The 6,263-nt window shown below is 71.1% G+C and carries 8 protein-coding genes; 5 read left to right on the top strand and 3 right to left on the bottom strand.

The features are described 5' to 3' along the window. A partial coding sequence (locus B8460_RS23805; protein ID WP_373855916.1) for a hypothetical protein occupies positions 1-85 on the top strand: 85 nt, incomplete at its 5' end. A gap of 78 nt (positions 86-163) precedes the next feature. Beyond that, positions 164-1,036, top strand: coding sequence for an MBL fold metallo-hydrolase (locus B8460_RS17930; RefSeq protein ID WP_048862986.1), 873 nt, complete (start codon positions 164-166; stop codon positions 1,034-1,036). Positions 1,037-1,071: 35 nt separating this feature from the next. Here B8460_RS17930 and hemW read toward each other — a convergent pair whose 3' ends face one another. Then, entirely contained in the window at positions 1,072-2,229 is a 1,158-nt protein-coding gene (gene hemW, locus B8460_RS17925) for a radical SAM family heme chaperone HemW (protein WP_048862985.1), read from the bottom strand. Between the two features lie 119 nt (positions 2,230-2,348). Here hemW and B8460_RS17920 point away from each other — a divergent pair, with 119 nt between their 5' ends. Then, positions 2,349-3,050 (top strand): GntR family transcriptional regulator, encoded by a 702-nt coding sequence (locus tag B8460_RS17920; RefSeq protein WP_048862984.1) that lies wholly within the window; start codon positions 2,349-2,351, stop codon positions 3,048-3,050. A 28-nt stretch (positions 3,051-3,078) separates the two neighbouring features. Here B8460_RS17920 and B8460_RS17915 read toward each other — a convergent pair whose 3' ends face one another. Beyond that, a complete protein-coding gene (locus B8460_RS17915) occupies positions 3,079-4,719 on the bottom strand; it encodes a flavin-containing monooxygenase (protein WP_048862983.1) in 1,641 nt (546 codons plus the stop codon). A 151-nt stretch (positions 4,720-4,870) separates the two neighbouring features. On the opposite strand from B8460_RS17915, the gene B8460_RS17910 reads away from it, so the two are divergent. Beyond that, positions 4,871-5,344, top strand: a complete 474-nt coding sequence (locus tag B8460_RS17910; protein ID WP_048862982.1) for a MaoC family dehydratase — start codon at positions 4,871-4,873, stop codon at positions 5,342-5,344. A 1-nt stretch (position 5,345) separates the two neighbouring features. On the opposite strand, the gene B8460_RS17905 is transcribed toward B8460_RS17910, so the two are convergent. Next, positions 5,346-5,768 carry a metallopeptidase family protein gene (locus B8460_RS17905; RefSeq protein WP_241771239.1) on the bottom strand — a complete coding sequence of 141 codons (423 nt, stop codon included), beginning with the start codon at positions 5,766-5,768 and terminating at the stop codon, positions 5,346-5,348. 60 nt (positions 5,769-5,828) lie between these two features. On the opposite strand from B8460_RS17905, the gene B8460_RS17900 reads away from it, so the two are divergent. Next, a partial coding sequence (locus B8460_RS17900; RefSeq protein WP_373855915.1) for an MmcB family DNA repair protein occupies positions 5,829-6,263 on the top strand: 435 nt, incomplete at its 3' end.

The following is a 6,263-nucleotide window of genomic DNA, read 5'->3' as shown; positions in this document are numbered from 1 at the left end:
CGACGCCGCCGCCCTCGTCGCGGCGGCGACCGGCCTGCCGCGCCGCGTCGTCTACGCCCGCGCGCTGGAACTGGCCGAGAACTAGGGCGGCGGGCGCGCGGTGGCCGTGCGGGGACGGGCGCCGTAGGGTGCCGGCGGGACTATACGGTCACGGGAGGGGCGCATGGCGGCAACGCTGCATTTTGGCGACATCGAGGTTCACCGCATCGTCGAGCAGGAGGCGCCGATCTTCGACGTGCTCAGTTTCTTCCCGACGCTGAGCCCGGAGGTGCTCGACGCCAACCGCGACTGGCTGCAGCCGCGCTTCATCGACGCGCGCGATCGGCTGGTGCTGTGCGTGCAGAGCTACATCCTGCGCACGCCGCACCACACGATCCTGGTCGACACCTGCGTCGGCAACCACAAGCCGCGGCCGTCGCGCCCGTTCTGGCACATGCTCGACAGCCCCCAGTACGAGGCGAACCTCGCCGCCGCCGGCTTTTCCGTCGACGATATCGACTACGTGATGTGCACGCATCTGCACACCGATCACACCGGCTGGAACACGCGGCTGCGCGACGGGCGATGGGTCCCGACCTTTCCGCGCGCCCGCTATCTGTTCGCCGAGCGTGAACTGGCGTTCTGGACCGAGCGGCAGGCGCAGGACCCGGAGTCCTGCCCATCGGTGACGGACTCCGTCCTGCCGGTCGTCGCGGCCGGGCAGGCGGAGATTGTGCGGAGCGATCACGCGCTCGATGACCTCGTCGCGCTGATCCCGACGCCGGGCCATACGATCGACCATTATTCGGTGAAGGTCGGACGCGGCCATGCCGACGCGATCATCACCGGCGACATGGTCCACTCGCCGCTGCAGGCGCGGATGCCCGACCTCGGCATGATGTCGGACTATGATTCGGCGATGGCCGGCCGGACGCGCCGGGCGCTGTTCGGCACCTATTGCGACACGCCGACCGTGTTCTGCACCGCGCATTTCCCGCAGCCGTCCAGCGGGCGGGTGGTGCGGCGGGGAGATGCGTTCGACTTCGTCCTGGACTGACGGCTCGGCCGCGCGAGGGGCGGGCCGTTGGCGGCTCAGCGCGCGATGGCGGCGAGCAGCGCGTCGAGACGCAGCCGCCCCTCGTCCGTCGCGCGGACCCGTCCGGCGGCCGGATCGCAGTCGAGATAGCCTTCCTCGGCGGCGGCGCGCAGCATCGCGGGGTCGGTCGCGTCGGCGAAGGCGACTCCGGTGCGGGCGGCGAAGGCCGCCGTGTCGATCCCCTCCGCGAGGCGCAGGCCCATCAGCAGCGCCTCCCGCGCGGCGTCATCGGGCGGCAGCGGTGCATCCTCGCGCGTGCCGTGGCCCTGCGTCTCCACCAGCGTCGCCCAGGGTTCGGGCGCGCGGTGGCGGCGCACGGCGTGGATCGCGCCGTCGTCCCGTCGCATCCGCCCATGCGCGCCCGGCCCGATGCCGAGATAGTCGCCATAGCGCCAGTAGGTCAGGTTGTGCCGGCTCTCCGACCCCGGGCGGGCATAGTTCGACACCTCGTAGGCGGCGAGGCCGTGACGGGCCGCCGCCTCGCCGGTGGCGGTGTAGAGCGCCGCCGCCGCGTCGCCCGCCGGCAGCACGAGGCGGCCGCCGCGCGCCTCCGCCTCGAACGCCGTGCCAGGCTCGATGGTGAGCTGATAGAGCGACAGGTGGTCGGCCGCGAGCGCGAGCGCCCGGTCGAGTTCCGCGGCCCAGGCCGACGGCGTCTGGCCGGGCCGGGCATAGATCAGATCGAACGACAGGCGGGGGAAGATCGCCCGCCCCGCCTCCAGCGCCGCGATCGCCGCCGCCGCGTCGTGCTGCCGGCCGAGGCGGCGCAGGTCGGCGTCATCCAGGCTCTGCACCCCGATGGAGACGCGGTTCACCCCCGCCGCGCGATAGGCGGCGAAGCGGCCGCGCTCGACGCTGGTCGGGTTGGCCTCCAGCGTGACCTCCATCGCCGGATCGGCGGCGAACAGGGTCGTCGCGTCGTCGATCAGCGCGGCGACGGTCTCGGGCGCCATCAGGCTCGGCGTGCCGCCGCCGAAGAAGATCGAGGTGAGCCGCCGCCGTCCGATCCGGGCCGCTTCCCAGGCCAGCTCTCGCCGAAGCGCCCGGGCGAAGCGGGCCTGCGGGATCGCGTCGCGGACATGGCTGTTGAAGTCGCAATACGGGCATTTCGCGAGACAGAAGGGCCAGTGGATATAAAGCGCGATCGGGTCCATGGGCCCTGCTATAGCCCCGGCGGCTTGTGCGTGGCGCGGGTTGGTGACATCCGGTAGAAAACCATATCGAGGCTGCGGCGCCGTCGTCGCCGGATGCCGCCCAAACCATCGGACCGCTCATGCATCAGATCACCCCCGGACCGCAGATCGGACAGGCCGTCTATGAGACGATCCGCGAGGCCATCTGCGACGGGCTGATGCCGCCCGACACGCGGGTGATTCAGGACGACCTCGCGCAGCGGCTCGGCGTGTCGCGCCAGCCCGTGCATCTGGCGCTGCAGCAGCTGCGCCGCGAGGGCTTCCTGACGGAGACCGGGCGGCGCGGGCTGGTGGTGGCGCCGATCGACACGGAGTTCGCGCGCGAGCTGTACGAGTTCCGCGCCGCCCTCGACCGCGCCGCCGCGATCGCCGCGGCCAGGAACGCGACGCGGGCCGACCGCGCGCGGGGCGAGCAGATCATCCGCACCGGCCGCGCCGCGGTCGCCGACGGCGATCTCGGCGCCATGGCGACGGCGGACTATGCGTTCCACGGCTTCATCTACCAGCTGTCCGGCAACCGGCTGATCGAACAGGCGGCGCGGATGAACTGGCACCATGTCCGCCGCTCCATCATGCTGCTGGCGGAACGTCCCACCAAGCTCGGGCCGTTCTGGGACGAGCATGACGAGATCCTGCAGGCGGTGGTGAGCGGCGATGCCGCCGCCGCCGGGCAACTGGCGCAGGGCCATGCGATCGACTCCTGCAAGGTCCTGGCGCGGCTGCGCGACGACGCCCGCGGCGCGGGCGGCAAGACGCCCGCCGAGGCGGACGCGGCCGGCTAGGCGCGGCCGGCCGCCCCGACCTCCCGCGCTATCCGGCGCGGAAGCGGAAGCCTTCGTAGCCGTTGGCCGCGACGGTCTCGCAGATCTTCCGATAGCGTCCGGCGCCCCCGGCATAGGGCATGAACACGCGCGGCTTGCCCGGCACGTTGGCGCCCAGATACCAACTGCTCGCCGCCTGCGGCAGCAGCGTGGCGTGCGCCGCCTCGTTCACGTGCGCGACCCAGCGCGCCTGCGCCTCCTCCGTCGCCTCGACGCGGGCGAGGCCCTTGGCGCGCATGTGCTGGATGCAGTCGATGATCCAGTCCACGTGCTGCTCGATCGCGATCGGCATGTTGCTCAGCACCGACGGGCTGCCTGGCCCGGTGATGGTGAACAGGTTGGGGAAGCCCGCGACCTGCAGGCCGAGATAGGTCTGCGGCCCGTCCGCCCAGGCGTCGCGCAGCGCGGTGCCGTGCTCGCCGCGTATGTCGATGCGCAGCAGCGGCCCGGTCATCGCGTCGAAGCCGGTCGCGAAGACGATGATGTCGAGCTTGTATTCCCGCTCGGTGGTCAGGATGCCGGCCGGGGTGATGCGCTCGATCGGCGTGCGGCGCAGATCGACAAGCGAGACGTTGTCGCGGTTGAACGTCTCGAAATACTCGGTGTCGATCGGCGGCCGCTTGGTCGCGAACGGGTGGTCATAGGGCATCAGCGTCTCGGCCACCGCCGGGTCGCGGACGATGGCGCGTATCTTCGCGCGGATGAAGTCCGATGCGGTGTCGTTGGCCGCGCGATTGGTCAGCAGGTCGTGGAACACCGCGCGGAACTGCAGGCCGCCGACCTCCCACGCGCGCTCGTACAAGGCGAGACGCTCGTCCTCCGGCACGTCGAGGGCGCGGACGGGGGAGATGTCGAACGGGTGGCCGTTGACCGAATGCCGGGTCTTGCGCCGCACCTCGGCATAGTTCGCCTTGATCGCGCGGTCGAACTCGGGGTCCATCGGGCCGTTGCGCGCGGGGATGCTGTAGTTGGGCGTGCGCTGGAACACCGTCAGATGCGCCGCCTGCGACGCGATGACCGGCGCCGCCTGGATGCCGGTCGAGCCGGTGCCGATCTGGCCCACGCGCTTGCCGGTGAAATCAACGCCGTCATGCGGCCATTCGCCGGTGTGGTACCAGGCGCCCGTGAAGTCCGACAGCCCGGGGATCGCCGGCACGTTGGCCGAGGAGAGGCAGCCGACGGCGGTGATCAGGAAGGTCGCGACGAATACCTCGCCGGCGGTCGTGGTGATGGTCCAGCGGTTGGCCGCCCCGTCATAGCTCGCCGCGGCGACGCGGGTGTCGAACTGGATGTCGCGGCGCAGGTCGAAGCGGTCGGCGACGTGATTGAGGTAGCGGAGGATCTCCGCCTGCCCCGGATAGCGCTCGCTCCACGTCCATTCCTGCTGCAACTCGTCGGAGAACGAATAGGAGTAGTAGTAGCTTTCGGAATCGCAGCGCGCGCCCGGATAGCGGTTCCAGTACCAGGTGCCCCCGACCCCGTCCGCCGCTTCCAGCACCCGCGCCGAAAGCCCGATCTCGCGCAGGCGGAGCATCTGGTACAGGCCGGAGAAGCCCGCGCCGATGACGATCGCGTCGTAGACGCGCGCGCCGACCGGCGGCGCCTCGGTGGTCGCTGCGTTCTCGGTCACGGTCGGCCGTCCCTCCTCGACTGATATGTCAGGCGCGCGGGCAGGGAGATCGCCCCTTTGCGGTCACGCGCCTGCGTCCTATGGGATGATCGGATCACGCCCGCCCGCCCCGACCCTGTCAAGGCAAAGGCGGGCGCAGGGAGGTCTAAGCATGCCAGACACGCGGCCGAAGCTTCCCGGCACGCCGCTGCTGCCGATCCGCGGCTTTGCGGAGCTGTCGGTGGGCGAGCGGTTCCCGCTCCCGTCGCGCACGATCACCCATGCGCATTTCGCGGCGTTCCAGGCGCTGACCGGCGACAATCATCCGATCCACTACGACCGCCCGTACTGCCAGGCGCTCGGCCATCCGGACATGCTCGCGCACGGGCTGCATGTCGTGGCGCTGACGGCGGCGGGCGCGGGGCTGTTTCCGCATGTTGTCGGGCCGCATCTGATCGGCTTCACCGAGGTCTCCGCGCGCTTCCTGCGCCCGGTCTTTCCCGACGACACGCTGTATCCGCTGCTGGAGATCGCCGAATTGCGGCCGCAGCGGCGCACCGGTGTCGTGGTGATGGCGGCGACGGTGGACAACCAGCGCGGCGAGCGGGTGCTGGAGGGGCGACACAGCTATCTGCTGCGCCTGTAGCTCAGTCCGGATCGCCCTCGATGGCGGCGATGTCGTCGTCGCTGAAGCCGAAATGATGGGCGATCTCGTGGATCAGCACGCTGCGGACGAGACGGAACAGGTCCTCGTCCGTCTCGATCCATTCGAGCAGGATGGGCTGGCGGAACAGGTGGATCAGCGCCGGCGCCCGGGCGATGTCCTCGTGGCTTTGCAGCGGCAGCGGCACCCCGCGATAGAGGCCGGTCAGCTCCCACGGCGTCGCGATCCCCATCTCGGCCAGCAGCTCGTCATCGGGCATCTCGTCGACCAGGATGCCGACGCCGCGCACGTGCCGCGCCATCGCCGGCGGCAGGCCCGCAAGGGCGCGTTCGGCGAGGTCGGCGATGTCGTCCGCGCTCGGCGGGCTACCATGCGTGGGGGTCGGGCGTCGCATCGTCTCGCTCACCTGCGTCTGCTCGCGGCGCCAGAGGTGGCACGGATCGCGACGGCGCGCTAGGAACAAAGCGTGGACGAGACGTCGATGATCGGCTGGGCGGACCGGACGGCGCGGGTGCGGCGCGCCACCGCGCGGCTGTGCCTGCAACTCGGCTGGGCGCCGCTGCACGAGGTCGCGCTGCCCAACGGCCGGCGCGCGGACATCCTCGCGCTGCTGCCCGACGGGGCGTTCGTCGTGATCGAGGTGAAATCCGGCGCCCGCGACTTCCTGACCGACGCGAAATGGCCCGACTACGGCGCGTGGTGCGACGGGCTGTGCTTCGCCGTCGATGCGGATTTCCCGCGCGCCCTGCTGCCCGAAGAAGCGGGGCTGATCGTGGCGGCGGACGGGATGGCGGAGATGCTGCGCCCCCCGCCGGTCGTCCGCATGCCGCCGGCGCGTCGGCGCAGCCTGTTGCAGCGTTTCGCGCTGCTGGCGGCGACGCGGCTGGCGGTGATGGACGAC

This window comes from Acidisphaera rubrifaciens HS-AP3, assembly GCF_000964365.1.
Taxonomy (GTDB): Bacteria; Pseudomonadota; Alphaproteobacteria; order Acetobacterales; family Acetobacteraceae; genus Acidisphaera; species Acidisphaera rubrifaciens.
Note: the sequence above shows the minus strand (reverse complement) of the source record. Positions and strands in the feature narration are given on the sequence as shown.